21 protein-coding genes are annotated in these 26,303 nt (G+C 63.0%); 9 read left to right on the plus strand and 12 right to left on the minus strand.

Going from position 1 to position 26,303, the window contains the following annotated elements; genetic code table 11:
* The first annotated feature begins 45 nt into the window (after positions 1-45).
* A complete protein-coding gene (locus GJ699_RS07720; RefSeq protein ID WP_154374760.1) occupies positions 46-1,332 on the plus strand; it encodes an MFS family transporter in 1,287 nt (428 codons plus the stop codon).
* Here GJ699_RS07720 and GJ699_RS07725 read toward each other — a convergent pair.
* Complete coding sequence (locus tag GJ699_RS07725; RefSeq protein ID WP_371867488.1) at positions 1,326-3,458, minus strand: response regulator; 2,133 nt, start codon at positions 3,456-3,458, stop codon at positions 1,326-1,328. The two genes, GJ699_RS07720 and GJ699_RS07725, sit on opposite strands and share 7 nt — an antisense overlap.
* 177 nt (positions 3,459-3,635) lie before the next feature.
* Here GJ699_RS07725 and GJ699_RS07730 point away from each other — a divergent pair, with 177 nt between their 5' ends.
* A complete protein-coding gene (locus GJ699_RS07730; protein WP_154374762.1) occupies positions 3,636-4,007 on the plus strand; it encodes a hypothetical protein in 372 nt (123 codons plus the stop codon).
* Positions 4,008-4,099: 92 nt separating this feature from the next.
* Positions 4,100-4,759 carry a DUF2459 domain-containing protein gene (locus tag GJ699_RS07735; protein WP_154374763.1) on the plus strand — a complete coding sequence of 220 codons (660 nt, stop codon included), beginning with the start codon at positions 4,100-4,102 and terminating at the stop codon, positions 4,757-4,759.
* On the opposite strand, the gene GJ699_RS34130 is transcribed toward GJ699_RS07735, so the two are convergent.
* Positions 4,756-5,052: a DUF6447 family protein gene (locus GJ699_RS34130; protein WP_195763487.1), complete on the minus strand. Its 297-nt coding sequence runs from the start codon at positions 5,050-5,052 to the stop codon at positions 4,756-4,758. The two genes, GJ699_RS07735 and GJ699_RS34130, sit on opposite strands and share 4 nt — an antisense overlap.
* Before the next feature lie 135 nt (positions 5,053-5,187).
* The gene (locus tag GJ699_RS07745; RefSeq protein ID WP_154374765.1) at positions 5,188-7,773 is read right to left on the minus strand and encodes a bifunctional aconitate hydratase 2/2-methylisocitrate dehydratase; all 2,586 of its coding nucleotides are present in this window, start codon (positions 7,771-7,773) and stop codon (positions 5,188-5,190) included.
* A 238-nt stretch (positions 7,774-8,011) separates the two neighbouring features.
* Here GJ699_RS07745 and GJ699_RS07750 point away from each other — a divergent pair, with 238 nt between their 5' ends.
* Complete coding sequence (locus tag GJ699_RS07750) at positions 8,012-9,949, plus strand: TonB-dependent receptor (protein ID WP_154374767.1); 1,938 nt, start codon at positions 8,012-8,014, stop codon at positions 9,947-9,949.
* Positions 9,950-9,962: 13 nt separating this feature from the next.
* Here GJ699_RS07750 and GJ699_RS07755 read toward each other — a convergent pair whose 3' ends face one another.
* Positions 9,963-10,901, minus strand: a complete 939-nt coding sequence (locus GJ699_RS07755; protein WP_154374769.1) for a family 43 glycosylhydrolase — start codon at positions 10,899-10,901, stop codon at positions 9,963-9,965.
* Between the two features lie 139 nt (positions 10,902-11,040).
* Here GJ699_RS07755 and GJ699_RS07760 point away from each other — a divergent pair, with 139 nt between their 5' ends.
* Complete coding sequence (locus GJ699_RS07760) at positions 11,041-11,991, plus strand: DUF4351 domain-containing protein (protein WP_154374771.1); 951 nt, start codon at positions 11,041-11,043, stop codon at positions 11,989-11,991.
* Positions 11,992-12,086: 95 nt separating this feature from the next.
* Here GJ699_RS07760 and GJ699_RS07765 read toward each other — a convergent pair whose 3' ends face one another.
* Positions 12,087-13,037, minus strand: a complete 951-nt coding sequence (locus tag GJ699_RS07765; RefSeq protein WP_154374773.1) for a 2-hydroxyacid dehydrogenase — start codon at positions 13,035-13,037, stop codon at positions 12,087-12,089.
* A 203-nt stretch (positions 13,038-13,240) separates the two neighbouring features.
* On the opposite strand from GJ699_RS07765, the gene GJ699_RS07770 reads away from it, so the two are divergent.
* From GJ699_RS07770 to GJ699_RS07780, 3 genes are all read left to right on the plus strand, one after another.
* On the plus strand, positions 13,241-15,661 hold the full coding sequence (locus GJ699_RS07770; protein ID WP_229261988.1) for a sensor domain-containing protein: 2,421 nt from the start codon (positions 13,241-13,243) through the stop codon (positions 15,659-15,661).
* An 82-nt stretch (positions 15,662-15,743) separates the two neighbouring features.
* Positions 15,744-15,941 (plus strand): type II toxin-antitoxin system VapB family antitoxin, encoded by a 198-nt coding sequence (locus GJ699_RS07775; protein ID WP_154374777.1) that lies wholly within the window; start codon positions 15,744-15,746, stop codon positions 15,939-15,941.
* Positions 15,935-16,324: a type II toxin-antitoxin system VapC family toxin gene (locus GJ699_RS07780; RefSeq protein WP_371867501.1), complete on the plus strand. Its 390-nt coding sequence runs from the start codon at positions 15,935-15,937 to the stop codon at positions 16,322-16,324. Before GJ699_RS07775 ends, GJ699_RS07780 begins: the two co-directional genes overlap by 7 nt.
* On the opposite strand, the gene GJ699_RS07785 is transcribed toward GJ699_RS07780, so the two are convergent.
* The 7 genes from GJ699_RS07785 to GJ699_RS07815 form a co-directional block, all read right to left on the minus strand.
* Positions 16,311-17,915: a tetratricopeptide repeat-containing glycosyltransferase family protein gene (locus GJ699_RS07785; protein WP_154374778.1), complete on the minus strand. Its 1,605-nt coding sequence runs from the start codon at positions 17,913-17,915 to the stop codon at positions 16,311-16,313. The two genes, GJ699_RS07780 and GJ699_RS07785, sit on opposite strands and share 14 nt — an antisense overlap.
* 87 nt (positions 17,916-18,002) lie before the next feature.
* Positions 18,003-18,962, minus strand: a complete 960-nt coding sequence (locus tag GJ699_RS07790) for a porin (protein ID WP_154374780.1) — start codon at positions 18,960-18,962, stop codon at positions 18,003-18,005.
* A 127-nt stretch (positions 18,963-19,089) separates the two neighbouring features.
* A complete protein-coding gene (gene yddG, locus GJ699_RS07795) occupies positions 19,090-19,992 on the minus strand; it encodes an aromatic amino acid DMT transporter YddG (protein ID WP_154374782.1) in 903 nt (300 codons plus the stop codon).
* On the minus strand, positions 19,989-21,479 hold the full coding sequence (locus GJ699_RS07800; RefSeq protein ID WP_154374784.1) for an aldehyde dehydrogenase: 1,491 nt from the start codon (positions 21,477-21,479) through the stop codon (positions 19,989-19,991). Before GJ699_RS07800 ends, yddG begins: the two co-directional genes overlap by 4 nt.
* Entirely contained in the window at positions 21,479-22,387 is a 909-nt protein-coding gene (locus GJ699_RS07805) for a dihydrodipicolinate synthase family protein (RefSeq protein WP_154374786.1), read from the minus strand. Before GJ699_RS07805 ends, GJ699_RS07800 begins: the two co-directional genes overlap by 1 nt.
* Positions 22,388-22,421: 34 nt before the next feature.
* Positions 22,422-23,777: an MFS transporter gene (locus GJ699_RS07810; RefSeq protein ID WP_229261989.1), complete on the minus strand. Its 1,356-nt coding sequence runs from the start codon at positions 23,775-23,777 to the stop codon at positions 22,422-22,424.
* Between the two features lie 49 nt (positions 23,778-23,826).
* Positions 23,827-25,146 carry an NAD(P)/FAD-dependent oxidoreductase gene (locus GJ699_RS07815; protein WP_154374788.1) on the minus strand — a complete coding sequence of 440 codons (1,320 nt, stop codon included), beginning with the start codon at positions 25,144-25,146 and terminating at the stop codon, positions 23,827-23,829.
* A gap of 152 nt (positions 25,147-25,298) precedes the next feature.
* On the opposite strand from GJ699_RS07815, the gene GJ699_RS07820 reads away from it, so the two are divergent.
* Positions 25,299-26,264 carry a LysR family transcriptional regulator gene (locus GJ699_RS07820; RefSeq protein WP_154374790.1) on the plus strand — a complete coding sequence of 322 codons (966 nt, stop codon included), beginning with the start codon at positions 25,299-25,301 and terminating at the stop codon, positions 26,262-26,264.
* Positions 26,265-26,303 lie beyond the last annotated feature (39 nt).

A 26,303-nucleotide genomic window follows, 5' to 3' on the forward strand; every position in this document is an offset into this window, starting at 1 on the left:
ATTGCAAGCTACCTATAGTCACCATCGAAACAAAAGGAGCGCGCCATGACCGCCCACTACACCCCCGAAGAAAAACGCAAACGCATCTTCGCCATCATCAGCGCCTCGTCCGGCAACCTGGTGGAATGGTTCGACTTTTACGTCTACTCGTTCGCCTCGATCTACTTCGCCAGCCAGTTTTTCCCGAGTGGCAACGCCACCGCCGAATTCCTCAAATCGGCCGCCGTGTTCGCGGTCGGCTTCCTGATGCGCCCGATCGGCGGCTGGCTGTTCGGCCGCATCGCCGACCGCGTCGGCCGCAAGAAATCGATGGTGGTCTCGGTGCTGATGATGTGCGGCGGCTCGCTGGCGATCGCGGTGCTGCCCACCTACGCCAGCATCGGCGTCGCCGCGCCCCTGCTGCTGCTGGTGATCCGCATGTTCCAGGGCTTGTCGGTGGGTGGCGAATACGGCACCACCGCCACCTACATGAGCGAAGTGGCGCTGCGCGGCCAGCGCGGCTTCTTCTCCTCGTTCCAGTACGTCACCCTGATCGGCGGCCAGTTGCTGGCGGTGCTGACGGTGGTGATCCTGGAACAATTCCTGACCGAGCCCGAGCTCAAAGCCTGGGGCTGGCGGGTGCCATTCGTGGTCGGCGCCATCGCCGCGCTGGTGTCGCTGCTGCTGCGCCGCACGCTGCACGAAACCAGCAAGGCCGAAGACCTGAACAACAAGGACGCCGGCAGCCTGGCCGGCATCTGGCGCAACCACCGCGCCGCCTTCCTCACCGTGCTCGGCTACACCGCCGGCGGCTCGCTGATCTTCTACACCTTCACCACCTATATGCAGAAATACCTGGTCAACAGCGCCGGCATGCCGGCCAAGACCGCCAGCGTGGTGATGACCGGCGCGCTATTCCTGTACATGTGCATGCAGCCGCTGTTCGGCATGCTGGCCGACCGCATCGGCCGCCGCCACTCGATGATGCTGTTTGGCGCGCTGGGCGTGCTGGCCACCTACCCCATCCTCGAAATCCTGCGCGGCAACACCAGCACCGTGCTGGCGTTCGCGCTGATCACCGTGGCGCTGGCCATCGTCAGCCTGTACACCTCAATCAGCGGCCTGGTCAAAGCGGAAATGTTCCCGCCCGAAGTGCGTGCGCTCGGAGTCGGCCTGTCGTATGCCATCGCCAACGCCATCTTTGGCGGCAGCGCCGAATTCGTCGGCCTGGCGTTCAAAAACCTCGGCCATGAAGACTGGTTCTTCATCTACGTCACCGTGATGATGGCGATCGCCTTCCTGGTCAGCCTGCGGCTGCCGAAAACCCCGTCCTACCTGCACACCGATCACTGAGCCGGCGCCACCCGCAACAACTGCCCGACCCGCAGCGCCAGCGCCTCCGCGCTGTAGGGTTTGGTCAACAACTGCATGCCGGGCGCCAGATTGCCGTGATGTAGCACCGCCTGCTCGGCGAAGCCGGTGATGAACAGTACCGGCAGCGCCGGCAGGCGAGCCCGCACCGCGTCCGCCAGCTGGCGCCCGTTCATGCCGTGCGGCAGGCCGACATCGGTGATCAGCAAATCCAGATCGCCATGCGCGGCCGCCAGCGCCAGCCCGGCCGCGCCGTCGGCGGCCTCGATCACGTCGTAACCCAGATCGGTCAACACCTCCAGCGTCACCGCCCGCACCAGCGCCTCATCGTCCACCAGCAGGATTTTCTGCCGCCATAACGGCGCTGCCGCCGCCGACGGCGACGGGGACGCGGACGCCAAAGCCGTCGCAGCCCCCGCGTCCATTCCCGCAGCCGCCAGCGCGCCCGCCGCCATCGGTTGCGCCACGCCCGCATAGCGCGGCAACAGCAGACTGACGCAACTGCCCTGCCCCGGCGTCGACGCCAGTTGCAGCGCGCCGCCAGACTGGCCGGCAAAACCATACACCATCGACAGCCCCAGCCCAGTCCCCTGGCCGGCCGGCTTGGTGGTGAAAAACGGCTCGACCGCGCGCGCCAGCACCGCCGCCGTCATGCCAACGCCAGTGTCGACCACCGCCAACTGCACATAATCGCCCGCCGCCACCTCGCACTGCGCCGCCTGCGCGCCAACCAGCGTGCGGTTGCTGGTGGCAATGGTCAGCCGGCCGCCATCCGGCATCGCGTCGCGCGCGTTCAGGCACAGATTGAGCAACGCGTTTTCCATCTGGCCGACATCCACCAGCGTATTCCACAAGCCCTCGTCCGCCGCGCTGTCGACCTGAATCGCCGGCCCCACGCTGCCGCCAATCAGCGCGCCCATGCTGGCGACAATCTGGTTCAGATTGGCCGGGCGCGGGTCCAGCGTCTGGCGCCGCGAAAACGCCAGCAGACGCTGGGTCAGCGCCGCCGCGCGCCGCACCGCCGTCTGAGCGCCGTCGACGTGGCGCGCCAATTCCTCAACCCGCCCCTGCGCCAAGCGCAGCTGCATCAGCTCCAGGCTGCCACCGATGCCGGCCAGCAGATTATTGAAATCGTGCGCCAGCCCGCCGGTCAACTGCCCCACCGCATCCATCTTCTGGGCGTGGCGCAACGCATCCTCAGCCTTTAGCAAGGCCGCCGTGCGCTGCTCGACGCGCTGCTCCAGCGTCTCGTTAAGCGCGCGCAGCGCCGCCAGCGCACGGTCGCGTTCCGCCTCCAGCGCGCGCCGCCCCTCCAGATCGATCAACACCCCGGGAAAGTCGGTGGCGCGCCCCTCCGCGTCCAGCTCAACCCGGCCATTCGCCTCCAGCCAGCGGTACTGGCCATCGCGGCGCCGGGTACGAAACTGATGCGCATACGCACCGCCGCGTTGCTGCGCCGCCTGCATCGCCCGCACCAGCGCGGCGCGATCATCCGCATGCACGGTCGCCATCAGTTGCGCCAGACTGAGCCCGCTCAGCGGCGTGCCCTCGGCCAGCCCGAACGCCTGCGCGAAGCCCTCGTCGACGCTGAAACAATCGGCCGGCACATCCCACAACCAGGTGCCGATGATGGCGCCGGCCGCCAGCGCCAGTTGCACCCGCTGCACATTGTCGCGCAGCGCCGCCTCGGTCAGCTTGCGCGCGGTGATGTCGCGGAACAGCACCGACACCTGGCCCAAGTCCGGCGTGCCAACCCGCATAGCCGACACCTCGATGTGACGGCCCACCGCGCGGAACTCCTGCTCGAAGCGCGCTGTCTCGCCGGTGCGCAGCACCCGGCCGTACAAGTCCAGCCAGGTCTGCGCGTTGTCCGGCTCGATCTCGCGCAAGCGCTTGCCGACGATGTTACCGATGCCGGTGTGGCGCTGATAGCCCGAATTGGCCTCGACGTGCAGATAATCCGACAGCGGCCCGTCCGGGCCATCGATGAACTGAATGATGCAAAAGCCATCATCAATCGCCTCGAACAAGGCTTGCCGCTGCAGACTGCTGCGCGCGAGTTGCTGTTCCAGCGCTGAGCGGCTCAGCGATGCCAGGGGATGGTCCAAAATGACGCCTTCGGGTGGATGCGGGAAGCTGGAGTATAAAACATGGCGCGGTCGCGCGCCGGCATCCCAAATCGCAACAGTTTATGAGCGACGACAACGTTGCAGGCTGGCGTGCGCCAGCGAGTTCAGTCATGATGGCATCATCGGCATAGCGGTTCACGCCCCGCGGGAGCGATCATGACACAGCACACCCAGCAGCCAGATCCACCACCATCCTCGCCGGCGCGGCCGGAGATGCCGTTCCGCACCCTGTTGTACCGCTTCATCTTCTTCGACTGGCTGTTCCGCGACGTCAGCGCCGCGCGCAACCTGTTCGAGCGCCACGCCGCGCTGCAGCACAACAAATACATGAGCCGCTACCTGCCGGTCTACCTGCGGCGCTGGAGCATCATGGCCACCTTCGACTTCGGACTCGGCTTCCTGTTCGAGCGCGGCCTGCAAGCGACCGTGCTGTCGGCCTGCTTCTTCACCTGGTGGTGCATGACGCTGGTCGGCATGGTGGTGATCTTCGTGTGCTGGGTGTTCCTGACCTTTGGCCGGCTATCCTGAGCCGCGCCATGCCGGCCGGCCATGGCGGGCCCGTCATGGCCGCCGCAGCCGCTGTTGTAAAATGACAGCGTTCCAGTCCCGCCCACCACCGCATGAAACTGACCGTCTCACCGTACCGCCTCATCCTGGTTGCCCTACTACTCGTTCTCACCGGCTGCGCCGGCACGCCGCGCCGCGCCGACCTGCCGGCCGCCCCCACGCCCTACACCATCCACGTGGTGCAATACGGCTGGCACACCGCGCTGATGTTCGACGGCCCGGCGCTGCTGGCCCGCAGCACCAAACTGGGGCACGACTTCCACGGCCCGACCTATGTGCTGGTCGGCTGGGGCGACGGCGAATATTTTGTGCAGGAACATCCGCCCTGGTCCAAGGCGGTCAAGGCGCTGGTGGCGTCCGACTATCCGGCCTTGCAGGTCGGCGGCCGCGAAACCAATCCGCCACTGGGCGTGACGGCGCGCGACAGCGTGCCGCTGGCGATCAGCGAGCAAGGCTACGCGACATTGGTGAAGTACATCGATGGCAGCATCGCCGCCGGACCGGACGGCAAACCGGTCTACCTGGGCAATCAGCCATCCAATCCGGACCGCTTCTACCAGGCGACAGGCAGTTACAGCATGTTCAACAACTGCAACTCATGGGTGGTGGGTGCGCTGCGCGCCGCCGGCATGCCGATTTCCGGCATTAACCTGACCGCGCGCAGCGTGTTTGAACAGGCCGAGCAGATCTCGGCCCTGCAGCACGCGCATTAAGCGGCGGCCGCTTCCTTCTTGACGGCCGGCTTCTTGACGGCAGCAGGCTTCTTGGCCGCGGCTTTTTTGGCCGCTGGCTTGGCCGGCGCATCCACACCCTTGCCCTTGACCGACTCGATCAGCGCCGCCACATAGGCGTTGCGCGCGGTCTGGGCGATCGCCACCTGCTGCTGCAGGCGCGCCAGCTCGGCGTCCACCACCTGAATATTGGCCGCCTGCAGCTTGGCGGCGTCGTTCAGGTTCTCGGACGCATACGAGGTTCCATTGATCGTGATGTATTGCGGCAGACTCATTCTTTTCCTTGTTCGAATACGGGCGGAAACGCCCAACGGCCACAATTGTATGTGCTGGCCGGGCGGCTTTGCAATAAAAAACCCCGGTCAGCCGTTGCCAGCTGACCGGGGTGATGAGCGACGCTCAGTCAGTAATTAGACTTGCACCGAATCCGCCACCGTGCGGAACTCTTCGATCTGGTCGAAGTTCATGTAGCGATAGATATCGGCCGCGTTCTTGTCGATCACGCCGATGTGCGACATGTACTCTTCCTTGGTCGGAATGCGGCCCAGCGCCGAGCACACCGCCGCCAGTTCGGCCGAGCCCAGGTACACATTGGTCTCGATGCCCAGACGGTTAGGGAAGTTACGGGTCGACGTCGACATCACGGTCGCGCCCTTGCGGATCTGCGCCTGGTTACCCATGCACAGCGAGCAGCCCGGCATTTCCATGCGGGCGCCGGTGCGGCCCAGCGTGCCGTAGTGACCTTCGGCGGTCAGCTGCTGCGCATCCATCTTGGTCGGCGGCGCGATCCACAGACGGACCGGAATATCCGACTTGCCTTCCAGGACTTTCGACGCGGCGCGGAAGTGACCGATATTGGTCATGCACGAACCCACGAACACGTCGTCGATCTTGGCGCCGGCCACGTCGGCCAGGGTTTTGACATCGTCCGGATCGTTCGGGCAAGCCACGATCGGCTCGTGAATGTCGGCCAGATCGATCTCGATCACGGCGGCGTATTCGGCGTCCGCGTCCGGCGCCAGCAGCTCCGGATTGGCCAGCCACGCTTCCATCGACTTGATGCGGCGCTCCAGCGTGCGCTTGTCCAGGTAGCCGTTGGCGATCATCCACTTCATCAGCGTGATGTTCGAGGTCATGTACTCGATGATCGGCGCTTTATCCAGATGCACGGTGCAACCGGCGGCCGAACGCTCAGCCGAGGCGTCCGACAGCTCGAATGCTTGCTCCACTTTCAGGTTAGGCAGGCCTTCGATTTCCAGGATGCGGCCGGAGAAGATGTTCTTCTTGCCTTTCTTGTCGACGGTCAGCATGCCGGCACGGATCGCGTACAGCGGAATCGCGTTGACCAGATCGCGCAGGGTCACGCCCGGCTGCATCTCGCCCTTGAAGCGCACCAGCACCGATTCCGGCATGTCCAGCGGCATCACGCCGGTGGCGGCGGCAAACGCCACCAGGCCGGAACCGGCCGGGAACGAAATACCGATCGGGAAACGGGTGTGCGAGTCGCCGCCGGTGCCGACCGTGTCCGGCATCAGCAGACGGTTCAGCCACGAGTGGATCACGCCGTCGCCCGGACGCAGCGCCACGCCGCCACGGTTTTCGATGAAGGTAGGCAGTTCGCGGTGCATCTTCACGTCCACCACTTTCGGATAGGCGGCGGTGTGGCAGAACGATTGCATCACCAGGTCAGCCGAGAAGCCCAGGCAAGCGAGATCTTTCAGCTCGTCGCGGGTCATCGGGCCGGTGGTGTCTTGCGAGCCGACGGTGGTCATCTTGGGTTCGCAGTAGGTGCCCGGACGGATGCCGGTGCCTTCCGGCAGACCGCATGCGCGGCCCACCATTTTCTGCGCCAGCGAATAGCCCTTGCCGGTATCGGCCGGGTTTTGCGGCAGGCGGAACAGCGTCGACGCTGGCAGGCCCAGCGACTCACGCGCCTTGGCGGTCAGGCCACGGCCGATGATCAGCGGAATCCGGCCACCGGCGCGCACTTCGTCGAACAGCACTTCCGACTTGACTTTGAATTCAGCGATGACGGCGCCGTTTTTCAGCGCTTTGCCTTCGTATGGACGCAGTTCGATGACGTCGCCCATTTCCATCTGGGTCACGTCCAGCTCGATCGGCAGCGCGCCCGCGTCTTCCATGGTGTTGTAGAAGATCGGCGCGATCTTGGTGCCCAGGCAGACACCGCCGAAACGCTTGTTCGGGATGAATGGAATGTCTTCGCCGGTGAACCACAGCACCGAGTTGGTCGCCGATTTACGCGACGAACCGGTACCGACCACGTCACCCACGTAGGCCACCAGGTTGCCCTTGGCTTTCAGCGCTTCCAGCTGTTTCAGCGGCCCGATCTTGCCCGGCTCTTCAGGATTGATGCCTGGGCGCGGGTTTTTCAGCATCGCCAGCGCGTGCATCGGGATATCGGGACGGGTGGTCGCGTCTGGTGCTGGCGACAGATCGTCGGTATTGGTTTCGCCGGAGACCTTGAACACGGTCAGGGTCAGGCTTTGCGGCACTTCAGGACGCGAGGTGAACCACTCGGCGTCGGCCCACGATTGCAGCACGCCCTTGGCGCGGGCATTGCCCTGGTCAGCCAGTTCCTTAACGTCGTGGAAGTAATCAAACATCAGCAGGGTCTTTTTCAGACCTGCGGCGGCCACGTCGCCCACCACGTCGTCCGCCAGCAGATCGATCATCGGCTTGATGTTGAAACCGCCCAGCATGGTGCCCAGCAGTTGGGTCGCCAGTTCGCGCGACACCAGCGGCGAGGACTCGCTGCCCTTGGCCACGGCGGTCAGGAAAGCGGCCTTGACCTTGGCGGCGTCATCCACACCCGCCGGCACGCGGTTGGTGATCAGGTCGACCAGGAAGGCTTCTTCGCCGGCCGGCGGGGTCTTCAGCAGTTCCACCAGGTCGGCGGTCTGGGCTGCGGACAGCGGCAGCGGAGGGATACCAAGGGATGCACGTTCGGCAACGTGGGCACGATAAGCAGCTAGCATGATAGTTCTCGTCAGGGTTGATTGCAGGGCAGGCAGCTCGGTCCACCACCTGTACTCGGTGCTATTGTACCTCAACAACTCTTATATAAGACATATAATAGGAGACGACACGTAGGTTTTTTACACATTTGCGCGGTGCGTGCCACCTCTTGCACTATTATGGTGTTCATTGCACAATGTTTGGATGCGCCCAACGACCCGCCCCCGCCCCGCCCTCGCATCGGCTTTGACGCTGGCTTTGACCAGCGCATTGGCCATGGCGGCGCCGGCCGTGGCGACCGACGTTGGGCAGCAATCGTATGCCCCCGACTACTTCAATCAGTTTCAGGCGACTTCTGCACTGGACATGGTAACCCGGTTGCCGGGCTTTGTGTTCGATGGCGGCAACGCCTCGCGCGGAGTGTCGGGAAATGTCCTCATTAATGGCAAGCGCCCGGCCGCCAAATCCGAATCGCTGGGCGACGTGCTGGGCCGCATCCCGCTGGCGGCGGTCGAACGCATCGAGCTGGTCACCAACGGCGCCGGTGGTATCGACATGCAAGGCTACCCGACTGTCGCCAATCTGCTACTAAAACAGATGGACCTGGTCTCGGCCAGCGCCAGCGCCGCCAGCTACCTGCTGCCGGATGGCAGCCTGCAACCCGCGCTGGAAGGCACCTACAACCTGAAACGCGGCGACCGCAGCATCAACCTGGCGCTGGGCTGGACCCGCGCGCCGGACATGGCGCAGGGCCAAGGCACCCGCACCACCGTGTACGCCGGCGCCACGCCCAGCGCGGCGGTACGCATCAACGGCGCCGGCCTGGCCGACAACAAAGTCGTCAAGCTAAACTACGGCCAGGACCTGGCGGACGGCCAGCTGACCATCAACGGCGCGCTGACGCCGTGGACTTACCAATCGCAAGCCAGCTACGACGCCGCCGCCCACACCGTCAACAGCAACGACAACGCTGGCCGCACCCGCGAACAAGGCGTGGCCTACAGCCGCGACCTGGCGCCCGGCGCCAGCCTGGACCTGAAAGCGCTGTACCGCACGGCCGAAGTCAACGCCGATGCCGCCTCGGCCACCGCCGGCGTTACGTCGTATTCTTACACCAATACCGCCGCCAGCGAGAAAGTCGTGGCCGGCCAGCTCAGTTGGCAAGCGCTGCCCGGCGTCACCATGCGCGGCGGGCTGGAACACGTGGTCAACAACAACGACGCCAGCGCCAGCTACCAGGCCGACGCCCAGGTCCACGAATCGCGGCTGGAAGGCCAGCTGTCGTCGGCCTGGCAAGTCGACAGCGGTTTGAGCGCCGAGGCCGGGCTGAAACTCGAATATTCCAGCCTCAGCGTCGGCACCGAGCAGCCGGACGCGCCGGCCCATGTCTATCCCAAGCCGCGCCTGCGGCTGGCCTTATCACCCTCGCCCGCGCTGCAACTGCGGCTGCGCATGGAGCGCGAAATCAGCCAGCTGAACTTTGGCGACGCCGCCGCGTATTTCGACAATCCCAACAAAGCCATTCGTGGCGACTATCCGGAACTGCTGCCGGCCAAGACCTGGCTATGCGAAGGCGCGCTCGAATACCACTTCTGGGAGCGCGGCACCGCCGTGCTGACCTACACCCAGTCGCACATCAGCGACGTCATCGACCGCGTGCCGGTGCGCAGCGGCGGCGCCACCTACGACGTCGCCGGCAACATCGGCGACGCCAGCACCGACGCCGTCACCGGCCTGCTCAATCTGCCGACCGACAGCTGGTCACTGCCGCAAGGCCAGTTGAAACTATCGACCACCTGGCGCTCATCGTCGGTGACCGATCCGACCACGCTAACCGCGCGCCGGCTGTCGGGCGAAAATCCGCTGGCGTGGCGCATCGAATTCACGCAAGATCTGCCACAACAGCGCACCGCCTGGGGCGTCTCGGTCGACAACGGCTGGAGCAACGACAGCTGGCAAGTGGCCGAGCGCGACAGCAGCAGCGGCAGCGGCTGGGCGCGCGCCTACGTCAACTACCGGCCCGAGCCCAAACTGACCGTCACGCTGGAACTGAACAACCTGGCCGGCCGCACCATCAGCTACGACCGCAGCCACTACAGCAACAACGACCGCCTGGCCAGCGCGGTCGACTTCACCGAGCACAACATCACCCGCACCCAACCCTACGCCATGCTGCGCGTGCGGCGGGATTGGTAAACGCGAATACGTACTAATTCGACGACAGCACCACTTGGCGGATGGCGCCATCCGCGTCATATTCCAACGGCGCGATGGCGATGGCGCGGCGGTAGTCGCCGCCGCCGGGCAGCAGATTGTTGTGGTAGAACAGCCAGCTGCGCCCTTCGTGTTCGATGATGGCCTGGTGGTTGGTGGAAATCGGCAGATAGTCCAGCACCACACCACGGTAGCTGAATGGCCCCAGTGGCGAGGCGGCGGTGGCGTAGACGATCTGCCCCGGCCAGCCGGTGGAAAAACTGAAGTAATAGCGCCCTCCGTGCTCGTGCAGGAACGGTGCCTCGCCGTATTTCTTCTTCGGATCGCTGGCCGGCCAACCTTGAATCGTCACGTCCAGGATCGGACCATCCAACGTCACCATGTCCGGTTTCAATCGCACCACCTTGGGCACGCGCGTGCCGAAGTACAGATACGCCTGGCCATCGCGGTCGACGAACACCGCCGGATCGATTGGCTCCGCACCGGCGTTGGCATCGCGCGCTTTGTCCACCAGCGCATCGCTGCGGGCATCGACGAACGGGCCGGCCGGATTGTCCGCCACCGCCACGCCGATCTTGTCGCCGCCGATCGGCGCATAGAAATAGTATTTGCCGTTGCGGTAGGCCGCCTCCGGAGCCCACGCCTTGGCGTCCGGCCGCGCCCATTTGAATACCGTCACGTCCAGCGGCACGCCGGCGTCGCGCCAATGCCGCATGTCGGACGAGGTGTACAAACGCCACGCCACCGAATCCCAGTACTTGCCGGAATTCGAGGCATCGTCGGTCGCGTACAGATAGAACTGTCCGCCCTTGGCGGTCTGAAAGTAATGCGGCGACGGATCTGCACTAAAGCGCTCAGTGATCGATTGCGACCACGCCGGTACGAAGTACAGATAGCAGCACAACGACACGGTCTGAATAAGGCGTTTCAACATGCCCTATTGTATGCCGAACGAGCGCCACAGCAGCCACTCAACGCGCTGATTATTTCGGCCAGCTTGATGGTCACTGTATTCCCGGCACGCTTGCGTTAGTTCAAAGCCCCCGCACCGAACCTGACCTTAGACTGGGCGGATGCCGAATACCACGCCATCCGCCCGTTATGATTTACCCTGGAAAGCTGCGATAGCGCACGCCCTGCAGGACTTCATGGCCTTCTTCTTTGCCGAACTCAGCACTGAGATCGACTGGCGCAAGCGACCACGTTTTCGCGACAAGGAACTGGCCGGCATCAGCTACGGCAGCGCTACCGACACCATGGTCGCCGACAAGCTGGTCGAGGTTTTCCTGCGCGACGGCAGCGTGCGATGGGTGCTTATCCATATCGAAGTACAGGCGCAGCGCAACGCCGCGCTGGCGGAGCGTGTGCACGACTATAACTATCGGATTACCAAGGAATACCGGCAACCGGTGGCTAGCCTGGTGCTGCTGGCTGATGAGGATCCCCATTGGCGACCCTGTGAGTTCCATCACCGTGTGCTGGGAACCGTGATGGGAATCTCTTTCACCACCGCCAAGCTGCTGGACTTTGCGCCGCGCACTGACGAACTACTGGCATCGCACAATCCCTTCGCGCTGGTCACGCTGGCGCACCTGCGTACGCAGCAAGCCCGGCACGATCCAGATCAGCTCGCTGCCGCGAAATGGCAACTGACCAAACTACTGTACCAGCATGGCTGGCATAAAACGCGCATAATCGTTTTGTTCAAAGTGATCAACTGGATGATGGCCTTGCCCGAGCAGTATCAGCAGCATTACTGGCAAGCTGTACTAACGTTGGAGAAGGAGCAAAAAATGGAATTGCTACCCCCGTTTTTTCAAGACATGGTTGATGAAGGCGTGGAAAAAGGCCGCAAGGAAGGTGCTCTGGCGATACTGGAACGGCAACTCGTGCGCCGCTTCGGACCACTGTCGGAAACTGTCCGCGCCAAACTAGTAAAGGCGAGCTTGCCGCAACTGGAAGTCTGGGCAGACGCCCTTCCAGAAGCGACATCACTCCATGAGCTGCTCACGCCTCGGGAATGAGCCGATTTTGTTCAGCATCTGATTGCGGAACACGTTGTGCGAATCCGGTCGTTGCAGCGTGAAGCGCCCAGCCCCGACTGAGCGCCCTTGCTGCCTTACTTAACCTCCGTCAGCAGCGGCTGACCGGCGAAGTGGGCGCGCAGATTGTCCAGCGTCAGCTGCCCCATGGCGTGGCGGGTCTCCACCGTCAGACTGCCGATGTGCGGCGTCAGGACCACATTATCCAGCTCTCGCAGCGCGGCCGGCACGTTCGGCTCGTCGGCAAACACATCCAGCGCGGCGGCGCCCAAACGACCGCTGTTCAGCGCCGCGATCAGGGCCGGCTCATCCACCAACGCACCGCGCGCGATATTCACCAGCGTGCCTTGCGGCCCCAGCGCTTCCAGTACCCCGGCATTGACCACATTGCGGGTGGCGGCGGTGGCCGGCGCACTCAGCACCAGATAATCGCTTTCCTGCGCCAGTGCCAGCAGCGACTCGGCGCGCCGCACCGTCACGCCATCAATCGCGCGTGGCTGGAAATAGCGCAGCTCCATGCCCAGCGCCTGCAGCCGGCTGGCAATCGCCTGGCCAATCCGGCCATAACCAAAGATACCGGCCACCTTGCCACGCAGATTGCGCGCCGGCGCCAGCGGCTTGCCGGCGGCCCAGCTGCCATCCCGCACAAAACGGTCCATCGCCGGCAGCCGGCGCGCGGCCGACAACAGCAGCAGCACGGTCAAATCCGCCACATCGTCGGTCAGCACGCCGGGCGTATTAGTGACCGGAATGCCACGCGCGCGCAACGGCTCGAGGTCGACCTTGTCATAGCCAACGCTGCCGACTACGACGATTTCCAGCTTGGGCAGGCGGGCGATGGTGGCGGCATCGATGCCGATCGCGCCCACGGTCCAGACCGCGCTGATGCGCGGCGCCACGCTGTCGATAAACGCCAGCTTCTCGGCGGCGCCGGCCTTCGGAACGTGGTGACAAACAAACTCGCGCTCCAGCTGTTCCATCACGACGGCGGACGGACTGGAAGCAAATACAAGAATTTCAGGCTTCATGCGGTGATCCATTGAAAATATGGGTTTCTAGTGTAGCCGCGCCTCGATACCCAGCTTCAACCACGGATTCATCTCAGTTTTTCCCTGAATTCAAGAATCGACTGTTCCGTGCGCTTGTTTCCAGCTGGAACCGTTTATCATATACTTCGTGTTTATACGCCAAAGTTGCGACCATGCCTGAAAGTAGAGAAAACACCGACCTCATGTATCGACTGCTGGTGCAGAGCGTGGTCGACTACGCGATCTACATGCTGACGCCGGACGGCATCGTGTCGAACTGGAATGCCGGCGCCCAGCGCGCCAAGGGTTATCGCGCCGAGGAAATCGTCGGCCAGCATTTTTCCCGCTTCTATACCGAGGACGACATCGCGGCCGAGCTGCCGGCGCGCAATCTCGCCATCGCGCTGAAAACCGGCCGCTTCGAGGACCAGGGCTGGCGCGTGCGCAAGGACGGCAGCACCTTCTGGGCGCATGTGGTGATCGACGCGGTGCGCGACGATAGCGGCCACATCGTCGGCTTTGCCAAGATCACGCGCGACGACTCGGCCCGCCACGCCGCCGAGCTGGCGCAGCGCGAACAGGAGCGCCGCTTCCGCTACCTGGTGCAGGGCGTGACCGACTACGCCATCTACATGCTCGACCCGAGCGGCCACATCGTCAACTGGAACGCCGGCGCTCAGCGCGCCAAGGGCTATGCGGGCGAGGAAATCATCGGCCGCCATTTCTCGGTGTTTTATACGCCCGAGGATCGCGCCAGCGGCCTACCGCAGCTCGCGCTGGACACCGCCCGCAATGAGCGCCGCTTCGAGGCAGAGGGCTGGCGCGTGCGCAAAGACGGCTCGCAATTCTGGACCAATGTAGTGATCGACGCCATCCACGACGACGATGGCAGCCTGCTCGGTTTTGCCAAGATCACGCGCGACATCACCGACCGCCGGCAGCAGGAATTGCAGTTGGCATCGCTGCTGCAATTCCTGGATTCGGTGATCTCCAACATACCTGCCAGCGTGCTGGCCAAACATGCCGCCAGCGATGAAATCCTGCTGGCCAACAGCCATGCCCAGGCGCTGTTTTCGCCCACCAATAGCACGCTGAAAGGTCGCCAGGCGCGCGAGTGCCTGAGCCCGGAAATTGCCGACTACATCGAGCGCCAGATCGCCAGCCACGGCAGCAAGGACGCGCAGCACGACAACGCCACGCTAATCAACACCGCCGCCGGGCCACGCCATCTGCGCAGCCGCACCGTGCACGGCAAGCTGCCGAACGACGAAGGCGACTACGTGCTGGTGATTACCGAGGACGTGACGCAGGAGCTGGCGGCCTACGCCAAGATCCATCACATGGCGCATCACGACGGCCTGACCAATCTGCCCAACCGCACCCATCTGAACGAGCGGCTGGAAAGCGCGCTGCAAGGCAGTGTCAGCGGCGAGTTCGACGTCGCCCTGCTGTGCCTGGATCTGGACAACTTCAAAAGCATCAACGACACCTTCGGCCATGGCTTCGGCGACAAAATCCTGCTGGAACTGGCCAAGCGCCTGCGCGCCTCGCTACGCAGCGGCGACACCCTGGCACGGCTCGGCGGCGACGAATTCGCCGTGATCCTGCCGCAGGTGCGCAATATGCAGGAAGCCAAACATGCCGCGCAGCGCCTGCTGGACGCGGTGGCACCGGCCTTCATGGTCGACGAGCAGAGCTTCGCGGTCGGCATCAGCATCGGCATCGCGCTGTCGTCGCGGGCGGAGAGCTCGGCCGAGCAATTACTGCGCTTTGGCGACCTGGCGCTGTACGAGGCCAAGCGCACCGGCCGTAACCGATTCGAACTGTTCCGTCCCGAGCTGGAAACCGAAGCGCTGCAGCGGCGCCAGGTGGAAGTCGACCTGCGTCACGCGCTGGACCATGGCGAGCTGGAAATGCACTACCAGCCGGTGGTGGCCCAACAGGGCGACCGCATCGTCGGCTACGAAGCACTGATGCGATGGCAGCATCCGCTCAGGGGTCAGATTCCGCCGCTGGACTTCATTCCGATTGCCGAGGAAACCGGCCTGATCCATGAGCTGGGCGCGCTCGCGCTGCAGCTGGCTTGCCAGGAGGCGGTCGGCTGGCCGGAGCAGCAGTCGGTCGCGGTCAACCTGTCGCCGGTGCAATTCAGCAGTGGCGATCTGGTCAAGACCGTGGCGCAGGCGCTGGTCACCACCGGCCTGGCGCCGCACCGGCTGGAGCTGGAAATCACCGAATCGGTATTGCTGGACAATACCGATGGCAATATCAACGTGCTGCGCGCGCTGAAGCAACTGGGCGTGCGGATTGCGCTGGACGACTTCGGCACCGGCTACTCCTCGCTCAGCTACCTGCGCTCGTTCGCCTTCGACAAGATCAAGATCGACCGCTCGTTTGTGCGCGACATCAACCACAGCCGCGAAGCGCTGTCCATCATCCGCGCCATCACCGGCCTCAGCAGCAGCCTGCTAATGGAAATCACCGCCGAGGGCGTGGAAACCGAAGAACAGTTCCTGCGTCTGCAGGCCGAAGGTTGCTCGCACTACCAAGGCTACCTGTTCGGCCGCCCGCAGTCCGCCCAAACGCTAGTCAAGAAATTGCCGCCGTTGCGCTCTATAAGCTAGCACCGAGAAAGCTTTACCCTTCTCCGCTTGTTATGATGGATGGACTAGTGCACAATTAAATCAATCTGATTCAGGAGTTTCCATGAGAACGACTGTCACAATCGATGATGATCTGTACAGAGAAGCGCTGGAAGTGGCGGACCCGTCCATGGATAAATCAGATCTCTTTCGGGTGGCCGTCCAAACCTTTGTGCAAGTACGGGCAGCACAGCGCCTCGCAGCGTTAGGTGGAAAAGCACCAGAGATGAAAGATATTCCCCGTCGCACGGCAGAATCGTGAAGCATGGCGTACTGGTCGATACATCCGTGTGGGTTGACCACTTCAGAAACCATAACCAGACACTGGATTCGCTTCTCCATCAAAATCGGGTGCTTGTACACCCTTTGGTAATCGGAGAGATTGCCTGCGGTACGCCTCCTGCGCCCAGGGCACAAACATTAAATGACTTGAGTCGGCTTCCTGCCACGGCACAAGCAAGCCTCAGCGATACGATAGCGCTGATCGATCGCGAAGCGTTGTATGGTGCCGGCTGCGGACTAATTGACATGCTGCTGCTGGCATCAACGTTGATTACCCCTGGTGCTCGACTGTGGACGCTAGATAAGCATTTGGCTTCAATAGCAAAGCGGTTAAATGTGTCAGAAGCTATCAAGGTTCCTTAATTTGCTGACGCCAAAGTTCAATTAAAGAGCCTGCGACTTTGTGCACCACATCGTTCCAATTACCTTCGGTCTGTTGGCGGAAGATGCGGATGGAGGCGTACCAGGGTGTGGTCGTGCCGGTTTGCCGCCAACGCCATTCGCTGGAGCGGCGCAGCAGTAGCCAGCATGGCTTGCCCAGCGCGCCAGCCAGGTGGGCGACGGCGGTGTCGACGGTGATGATCAGATCCAACTGCGACATCAGTGCGGCGGTGTCGGCCAGGGTCTCCAGCCCTTGGCGGATGGCGGCGAAATTTGGCCATGCGGCCAGCAATTCATCCTCGGTGCCTGAATACGTCTGTTGAAGGCAAATGAACTGGGCGTCCAGCGCAGCCAGAGGGGCGAGCGCGGCCAGCGGGATGTCCCGCGTCGGATTGTAGGCGCGCGCGGCGCCAGCCTTGCGGCCTGCCCAGCACAAGCCGATGCGCGGCGCCCGATGTGGCTGCGGCTGCGGCCACGCGCCAAGCTGGGCTTGCCATGCCTGGCCGCGCGCGGCGTCGGCGCTCACATAGGGCTGATCGCTCAGCTGTTCGTCGCGGGTGATGCCCAGCACAAGCGGCAAGCTCATTAAAGGACAATGGCTGTCGTGCGGTGGCGGCGGCTCTGCGTCGCTCAAGATGGTAATGCGCGGGTCCAGTGTGGACAGCAAGCCGTGCAAGACCGCCGGCGCGCGCACCACCACCCTGCCCGCCCGCTCCACCACGCGCGGAATGAAACGGGCAAATTGAATCGCGTCGCCCAGCCCCTGCTCCGCCCACAACAGCACAGTGTGGCCCGGCTGGCCCGACCATTGCGGCTGCGCGCTGGCCAATCGGGTCGGCGCCAATTGCGCGGTTTGCCAGCGCCATTCGTACATGCGCCAGCCTTCGGCATGCTCGCCCCTCGCCAGCAGGCAGTGCGCGATTTCAAGCCAGGCTTCGGCAAATTCCGGCACGATCGCCACCGCACGCCGGTACGAATCGATCGCGTCGCCGAGGCGGCCCAGCTTCTGCAGCGCATTGCCACGGTTGTACCAAGCCAGCGCATTATCGCGGCCCAAGTCAAGCAGGTGCTCGTAGGCGGCGACGGCATCGGCGTGGCGGCCCGATTCGCACAGGATGTTGGCGCGCGCCATATGCGTGGCGCCATCGTTCGCGCCGAGCCGCAGCGCGCGCTCATAGTCGGCCAGCGCGGCGGCTGAGTCCAGCGCCTGTTCATGCACCTTGGCACGCTGCACGTAGGCGGCGGCATCTTGTCCATCAGCGCTCAGCCGCGCACTGATGCTGGCCATGGCGGCATCAAAGATAACGGTAAAGCCCGCCTCCACGTCAGGCAAATGCACCAACCGGCGCACATAGTTCAGATCGGCCAGCGCATCATCGTAGCGCTGCATATCGGCCAGCAGTCGGGCACGCGCCACGCGACACGGGAAAAATGCCGGGGCCAGCCGCACGCCTTCGTCGAGGCAGGCCAGCGCATCCTGCGATCTCTTGCTGTGGGTATGTTCTATGCTCTGACACATCAGGCCGACGATGGTGTCGACGTCGGCCTGCGCGGAATGGGTGGCGATTGCCATAGAGGATTAGCTGCTGTTTACCTCCCTCCCACTGTACCCATCGAAATGTTAAGTTAACCACTGGTACGGTAAAGTCTTGTAAAAGTCTCAGTACGAATGCGATATGCCGACGCCGAACGAGGTGTGGGCGGCCTGCCGGTTGCCCAGGCTGGCATACAAGATTGTGCGTCGGGACAAGGCGTAATCCGCACCCAGCGACATGAACTGATTGCGCACCCCGTTCAGGCGCTGGAGACCATAGCCAGCCTTGTACGTGAACACGCCGGCACGATATGTCGCATCCAGCGTCACCGAGCGCGCGATGCTGGCACTGGCGAACTCGCGGCTGTCGTCATAAGCGGCCATCACCGCCGCCGCACCGAAGGTGTATTTGCCAGCCAAGAACACATCCTTGTCGCCGATGCTGTTGCGCTCGTAGGCCGCCATCGCCGCCACCGCGCCCTGACCGTATTCCAGCACGGCGGACAACGGCCGCCGCGTGGTACCAGGATCGCGCTCGGGCGAACCGCTCCACCGCACCGTGAAACCAGCCAACGTAGCAGAATCATAAAAGATACCGTTGTTGATGCGGCCATATTCCGCCGTGCCATTGTTGGCAAACGGATCGCTGGGTGTCAGGTAATGCCAGTACTGCCAGGCCGGCGACGCGATGCGATTGAAATTGGCCCACGGATCGAACTTCCAATCGTTCGCCCACATCGCCGTCATGGCGCGGCCGACACGCACCGTGCCCCAGGCGCCCTGCAGACCGATGGTGGATTCGTCGTGCCACAGTGGCTTGTAGCCGGCGCCCTCGCTGCTGCCGGTATCCAGCTCAAACCGGGTGCTGAGCCGGAACACGGCCTTCACGCCGCCGCCCAGTTCTTCGTAACCCGAGATGGCAACGTTGCTGCGCTGGATAGTGCCGACCTGCGCCACACCGTCAAAGCCGCGATACACGCCGGTATCGAGCATGCCGCCGATGACGACCGAGGATTGTGCCCACACGGGCGCCGACGCTGTCAGGGCGCCAACGGCCGTGCACAGCAATACGTGATGACTGCGCATGATGAAGTCTCCATTTTTATAGGTATATCGTTGGCCCGGCGCTCTGTGGCGCGTTTTGGTGGGCAAACGGGAGCCTGACCCGGCGCGCAGCCGGGCTTGGCTTAAGTATAGTGCGAATGTGCTCCCTTCAGTCCAGCACCGGCACCGCGCGCTTGGCGCGCGTGGCTAGCCAGCACAGAATGGCGCCACCGCACACCATCGCCGCGCCCTGCCAGAACGCCATCGACAGCGGTGCCCGCAGCAACAAGGTCGACAGCGCCGCCGACAGCACCGGGATAAAGTACGAGGCACCAGCCAGCACCGTCACATTGCCGTGCAAGATGCCGACATTCCACGCGCCATAGCCGAAGCCCATGGCCGCCGCCGCCAGAATCAGATAGACAACGGCCTCGCCACTGAACGCCATCTGACCGCCGCCCTCCAGCAGGTATTTGACCCACAGCGTCGCGGCGACCAGAATGAAGAACAGCGTCACGCCATTCTTGCCACCGGCGATGCGCGCCGTCACCGTGCAATAGCCGGCCCAGATCACCGCGCCGGCAAACGCCAGCCCGTAGCTGAGCGGGTTGTCACGCACGTTGTCCAGCATGCCGGACGGATCGAAGCCCTGCGCACCGCCCAGCACCCAGCAAATGCCGGCGATGGACAGCACAAACCCAGGCACAATCAGCAGATTGCTCTTCTGCCGGTTGAACAGAATGGCGGCCACGATGGTGAAGGTCGGCCACAGGTAGTTGACCATGCCAACCTCGATCGCCTGGCGCGCCGTGTTGGCATAGCCGATCGACAGCGACAAGCACAGCTCATACGTCACGAACAACAGGCTGCCCCAAACCAGATAGCGGCGCGGAAAATCCCGCAACTTGACCGGCCCCACCGACAGCAGCAAAAACACCGAGGCCACGCTGTACATCATGGCCGCGCCACCAGTCGCGCCCAAATGGTCGCTGACGCTGCGGATCAGGCCGACGATGGAACTCCACAGCACCACCGCCACCAGGCCGATCAGGGTAGCCTTGTTGGTCTTCATGCGTCGATCCAGATGGTCTTGATTTCGGTGTACTGGTCGTGCGCCCACTGGGATTTGTCGCGGCCGCCAAAGCCGGATTCCTTGTAGCCGCCAAACGGCGTGGTGACGTCACCCTCGCCAAAGCAGTTCACCGTCACCACACCGGCGCGGATCTCGCGCGACAGCTTGATGGCGTTGCGCAGGTCGTCGGTGTAGACTGATGCCGCCAGGCCGTACACCGAATCGTTGGCCAGCGTAATCGCCTCTTCCAGCGTGGTAAAGGTAGTGACCGTCAGCACCGGGCCGAAGATCTCTTCCTGGAACAAACGACTATCCTGGCCCACGCCATCGATCACCGTCGGCTGCACGTAAATACCCTTTTCGGTCTCGCCGCCATACACCACCGTCAGCTTTTCAGCCGCAGCCTGTTCGAGGTAGGAACGCACTTTTTCGAAGTGCGCCTTGCTGACCATGGCGCCCAGACGGTTGTCCGGATCGAGCGGATTACCCATCTGCCATTCGCGCATATGCACTTCCATGCGCTCCAGCAGCTGGCACTTGATATCGGCATGCACGATCAGGCGCGACGAGGCCGAGCAGTTCTCGCCCATATTCCAGAACGCGCCGTTGACCAGATGACGTGCCGTGGCATCGAGGTCTTGCACATCGTTCAGCACCACCGCCGGATTCTTGCCGCCGCACTCCAGCACCACGCGCTTCAGGTTGGACTCGGCCGCATAATGCAGGAACTTGCGGCCGGTATCGGTCGAACCGGTGAAGCTGACCATGGTCACGTCGCGATGACGGCCCAGCGGCTCGCCCACTTCGCGGCCACCGCCCGGCAGCACGTTGAACACGCCGGCCGGCACGCCGGCCTGATACGCCAGCTCGGCCACGCGCAGCGCGGTCAGCGTGGTTTCCTTGGCCGGCTTGACCACGATCGAGCAACCCGCCGCCAGCGACGGGCCGATCTTCCAGGCCAGCATCAGCAGCGGGAAGTTCCATGGCAGCACCAGGCCGACCACGCCGATCGCCTCGCGTACCACCAGCGCCAGCGCGTTCGAACCGACCGGCGCGGTGCTATCGTAGATCTTGTCGATCAGCTCGGCGTGCCAGCGGATGGTGTGGATGGTTTCCGGCACATCGGTGTTCTGGCATTCGCGAATCGGCTTGCCGCTGTCCAGGCTTTCCATCACCGCCAGTTGGTGCGCGTTTTGCTCCAGCAGATCGGCAAAACGCAGCAGGATGTGCTTGCGCTCGTTCGGCGACAGCTTGCTCCAGCGGCCATCCTCAAACGCCGCCTTGGCATTGGCCACCGCCACATCCACATCCTCCGGCCCACAGGCCGCAATTTGCGCCAGCAGCTTGCCGGTGGCCGGATTGGTGGTGTCGAAGCGCGCGCCCGACAACGCCGGGCGGAAGCCACCGTCGACAAATGCCTCGGTCGGCAGCTTGATGGTTTCAGCCAGCGCCGCGTATTCGGCGCCGCTCAACAGTGCGGCGGCCATCAGGCTTGGCCTCCAACGATGGCGGCCACTTCACGCTTGAGATTGGTGACCACGGTTTGCAGCGCTTCCTTCTCGCTATCGGTCAGCCCTTGCAGCGGCGCACGCACGCCACCGGCGCGGAGGCCGACCAGGGTGCAGCCGTGCTTGATCGATTGCACAAACTTGCCGCCCTCCAGATAATCCATCAGCGGCAGCATGGCCGACATGATGCGGCGGCCCTTGTCGAAGTCTTTCTCGACCGCGCAAGCCTGGTACAGCGCGATATGTTCTTTCGGCAGGAAGTTGGAGCCGGCGCAGACCCAGCTGCGCGCGCCCCAGGCGAAGAATTCCAGCGCCTGATCGTCCCAGCCGCACGACAGGTTGATCTGCGGGAAGTCGCGCGCCAGCATGTGCAGCTGATTGGTCTGGCCCGAGCTTTCCTTGATCGCCACAAAGTTCTTCGACGCCTGCGTGACAATATTGAAGAATTCGCGCCCCATCGACTGGCTCATGCGGCCAGGATAGTTGTACAGCATCGCCGGCAGGCCAGCGGCGGCGTCGATCGCCAGCGCGTGGGCCGCGTTCTCCTGCTCGGTCGGCAGCGCGTATGGTGGGGTGCCGACCAGAATCGCATCCGCCTTGATGTTCTTTGCCAGCTTGGCGTACTCGACCGACTCTTCGGTGCGGATCGCGCCGGTGCCGATAATCAGCTGGGTGCGGGTGCCGATAACTTCCTTGGCCAGCGTGGCCAGCGCCAGCCGCTCTTCGGTGGTGTGGGCGTAGTACTCGCCGGTAGAACCAGCGATGATGATGCCGTGCACGCCCTGTGCGATCAGGTATTCCAGCACTTCGGCAAAGGCGGAGTGGTCAATGGCGCCATCGGCCTTCAGCGGCGTAATCGCGGGGGTGTAAATGCCTTCAAATTTCATGATGATCTCTCTACTAAAAAATGGGGATGAAGAATTAGCGTTTCAGCGAGGAAGCCTGTTCCAGGCTCATGCCGCGCGTTTCCGGCGCCAGCCAGACCGACACAATCAGGCCCACCACCGAGACAGCGGCGGCCACGTACATGGTGTTGCCGATGCCCAGGTTGATCAGCGCCACCGGCACCAGCCAGGTACCGATGGCCGAGCCGACTCGCGTCATGGAAGAGCCGATACCGACGGCAAAAGCGCGGATCTCGGTCGGGAACAGTTCATTTGGGTAGACCAGCTCAAGCACCTGGGCGCCGCCGATGAACAGGGCGTAGGCACCAAACATCAGCAGCACGGCAATTTCGGAACCGCTGGAAAAGGCGCCCAGTCCCAGCAGCGCCAGGCTGGACCACAAGAAGCTGTGGATGACCAGCGGACGGCGGCCCATCGTGTCGATCAAACGGGTGGCGATGATGCAGCCGACCACAAACAGCAAGGTAATCAGCACCGAGCCGTAGGCGGCCCAGGCACCCTTCAGGTTCAGCGCCTGCAGCACCACCGGCGCAAACGAGTAGACGGCAAACATCGGCACCACGGCGGCGGTCCAGAACACGATCACGAACAGCATGCGCTTGCCATAACCAGAGGTCAGCAGATTGCCCAGCGAGACCTTTTTCTCGGAGGTTTCGGCCGGCATGTTGGCCAGCGAGAACGACGGACCATAAACCCGTTTGATGATGCGGCCGGCCTCGTCGAAGCGCCCTTTGCCCACCAGCCAACGCGGCGATTCCGGCGTGCCGATACGGATCAGGAACAGCGCCACACCCAGCACCGCCGAGCTGGCCAGCACATGGCGCCAGGCATCCGGCCCGCCTTGCGCCAGAATCGCATTACCGACCATATACGACAGCGCGGCGCCAACAAACCACAGGATGGTCAGGCCGGCCAGGCGCGGGCCACGATTTTTCTGCGGCAGGAATTCGGTCAGCAGCGAGCCGGCCACCGGATATTCCAGCCCCACGCCCATGCCGACCAGGAAGCGCAGCAAGAACAGCTGCAGGCCGGACTCCACCCATAACGAACCCAGCGATCCGACAATGAACAGGATCGGGCCAACGAAGAACAGGCGCTGACGCCCGAACTTGTCGGTCAACCAGCCGCCCAGGAAGCCGCTGCAAAACGTGCCCAGCATGGCGGACGCGGCCACCAGCCCCTGCCAGAACGAATCCAGCTTCAGGTAGTCCGAAAACTGGACAATGGCAACACCGATAATACTGAGAATATAACCATCCAGTATCCACCCGCCGCCGGCCCTTAAAGTCATCAGCTGGTGGAAATTATTTAATGGCACATCTTCGATGGATATTAACGGCGTATTTTCCATCGCCGTATTATTTTTACGCATGGCAGATTGTCTCCTATATTATTTATATACTCTGCGGGATTAAAAACAATTAGCTTTCTATGCCAGCCTTGCGCTGGCCCCACCACAGGGTGGCGTTGACGCCGATCGACAGGAAGGGTTGCGGCGGCAAGGTGCTGGGGCCGGAGTCGGACAGCAGGAAGTCGATCAATTCATCGCGCTGGCCGGCGATCAGGTCCGCCAGCAAGGTGCCGGTGACGGTGCCCCGGGTCACGCCCAGGCCGTTGCAGAACAGCGCGCCGTAGACATTCGGCGCCAGCTGGCCGAAGAAGCCCTTGTGGTTTTGCGTCAGCGCCAACGAACCACTCCAGGTGTAGTCGAACTCGACATCCGGCAGCATCGGGAAGCGACGCTCGAAGGATTGGCGGTGGTTGTGGGCGAACCGCTGCAGGCAGTCCGGTTTCGACTGCTGATCCGGATTGAAGCTGAAGCTGTTGCGCATCAGGATGCGGTTGTCATGCGTGCGGCGCACCGTGCTGCCGTAAGGATCGGCCGGAATCACGCCCCAGAACGATTTGCCGCCCAATTGCGCCTGCTCGGCCTCGGTCAACGGACGGCTCAGGCTGGCGTACAGATACATTGGCAGCACCGTATGCTTGAGGAAGCCGAAGCGCGCGCCGAAGGCGTTGTTGGCCAGGATTAACTTGTCAGTGACGATGCGGCCGTGGGCGTGCTTGAGCACCACCTTGTCGCCGTACTCGACCTCGGTGATAACAGTGTTTTCATACAGCTTGACGTTGGCTGGCAGGCTGTCCGCCAACCCTTTTACCAGCGCCGATGGCTGCAGCAGCATGGTACCGGGCGTGAACAGCGCCTGGCGGTAGAACGTGGTGCCGATGTGATCCGGCAGATCCTGGCCGGAGATGATTTCGTACGGCTCACCCAGCTTGTCCAGGCCACGGCGATAGGCATCCAGCACGGCGATGCCACGATCCTCGACGGCGGCCTGATATTTGCCGCTGGGCCGCATATGGCAATCGATGCCGTGCTGCTGGACCAGCGAGTGCAGGATGTTCTGGCCGGTGCGGTTGAGCTTGAGCGTGCTTTTGGCGATGCCGATATCACCGATGTAGTCGTCGGCGCCTATATCGTGTGGCAAGTCGATGGCAAAGCCGGCGTTGCGGCCCGAGGTGCCGAAACCGACTTCCTGAGCGTCGATCAGCACGATTTCATCGCTCGGATAATGCAGCGCCAATTGGCGGGCGGCTGCCAGGCCGGTGAAACCGGCGCCTAAAACAGTCCAGCGGGTTTGCTTGTCGCCGGCGTGGCCTGGTTTGGCCTGACGTACCGGGGCGGTGTGATACCAGCCGCACATTGCATCGTCTTTCGGCGTGGCGCTTATCTTGATCATATTGCCTCCTTACTGCTTTTAATATCGCTCTGTATTTATATCGACCGGTTTGGATTAACGCCGATATAATGTTTTTTATTAGATGAGAGTCTAGATATTCCAGTAGTCGTGCACAATCGACTTTTCATGCAGGAAATTGATAACCAGGCGTTATGAATAAGAACCCCTCCACCGACCAGACCCTGCTTAAGATGCCTTCGCTGCGGGCGGTCAAATGCTTTGTGGTCGCGGCGCGCTACCAGAGCTTCACCCGCGCCGCCGAGTCCCTGTGCGTGACCCAGGCCGCGATCAGCCGCCAGATCCGCGAACTGGAAGAACACCTCGGCGTCAATCTGTTCGAACGGGTCGGGCGCTCGGTCAAGCTGACCAGCGCCGGTTCGATCTTCTTTGAAGCGGCGCAGCTATCCTTCCTCAACATCGCGCAGGCGGCGACGCGGGTGCGCAAGGATTACGGCGGCCACGCCCGGCACACGGTGACGGTGTGCTGCTCCCCTGCCTTTTCGGCCTTGTGGATGTCGCACCGTCTGCCCAGCTTCTTCAGCGCCAATCCGGACATCGACCTCGACCTGGTGACCACGCAGAATTTTCTGTCGCTGGAGCCGGGCATTCATCCGGATATTTTCATCACCAAGATGTCGCGCGTGCGCGAGGGCTATGTCAGCCTGCCGCTGTTTCATGACCGTATCTATCCGGTCTGCACGCCGGCCTATCTGGACCAGCATCCGGAGATTCGCAGCCTGGAAGGCATCCGCGACGGCGTGCTGCTCAACCTGAGTCCGCACGGCCGCTCGCAAGTGGCAGAGCATGTGGATTGGCGCGTATGGCTGGCGATCCATCATCTGGACATCGAGGCGCGGCTGCAGAACGGCGCGCACTACTTCAACGCCAACGACTACAACCTGCTGATCCAGATGGTGCTCAACAATCAGGGTGTGGCGCTGGGCTTCGATCATCTGGTCAGTCCGCTGATCGCCAAGGGGCTGCTGACCAAGCCGGTCGAGCAGGAGCTGGTGCTGGAAGATACGCGCCACTACTTCGCCTATCGCGAGGACAAGGCCGACGACAGTCCGCTGAACCGCTTCCGCCTATGGTTCCTGGAGCAGGCCGGCATGCCATAAGGTCATCGTCGGGTCACAGTCGAAAAATATACTTTCGGA

It is taken from the genome of Duganella guangzhouensis (genome assembly GCF_009674535.1).
GTDB classification, from domain to species: domain Bacteria; phylum Pseudomonadota; class Gammaproteobacteria; order Burkholderiales; family Burkholderiaceae_D; genus Rugamonas; species Rugamonas guangzhouensis.